Source organism: Microbacterium sp. ISL-103 (assembly GCF_018613995.1).
Lineage (GTDB): Bacteria > Actinomycetota > Actinomycetes > Actinomycetales > Microbacteriaceae > Microbacterium.
On record NZ_JAGGPD010000650.1, the window covers coordinates 626 to 1,040 of the forward strand.

The window sequence follows — 415 nt, forward strand, 5'->3', positions numbered from 1 at the left end:
CGTCGGGCCCCGGCGGGGCGTGCCCGCATCCGCTCATGGTGGTGCCGAGTACGAGCCGGGCACGGCGACGTCCGTCGTGCTCGCCGGCGACGAGACCGCGGCCCCTGCGATCGCGCGCATCCTCGAGGACGCCCCGAGCGACCTGCGAGGCTGCGCGTTCATCGAGGTGCCCACACCTGCCGACATCCTGCGCATCGATGCGCCCGCAGGCGTCGAGGTGCACTGGCTGCCCCGCGATGCGGGCGAACCCCACGGCGTGCGGCTGATCCCCGCGGTGCTCGAGTACCTGGGCGACGCAGACGCCGCCGACGAGATCGACGTGAAGGACATCGACACCGAGGACCTGCTCTGGGAGACCCCCGACTACGCGGGTCGCGGCGAGGAGATCGCGGTGGCGGATGCTCCGTCGGAGCGC

Annotated in this window: 1 protein-coding gene; it reads left to right on the forward strand. The window is 73.3% G+C overall.

The genetic code is table 11. The features are described from left to right. The coding region (locus J7E68_RS19130; RefSeq protein ID WP_215175124.1) for a siderophore-interacting protein at window positions 1–415 on the forward strand (415 nt) is incomplete at both ends.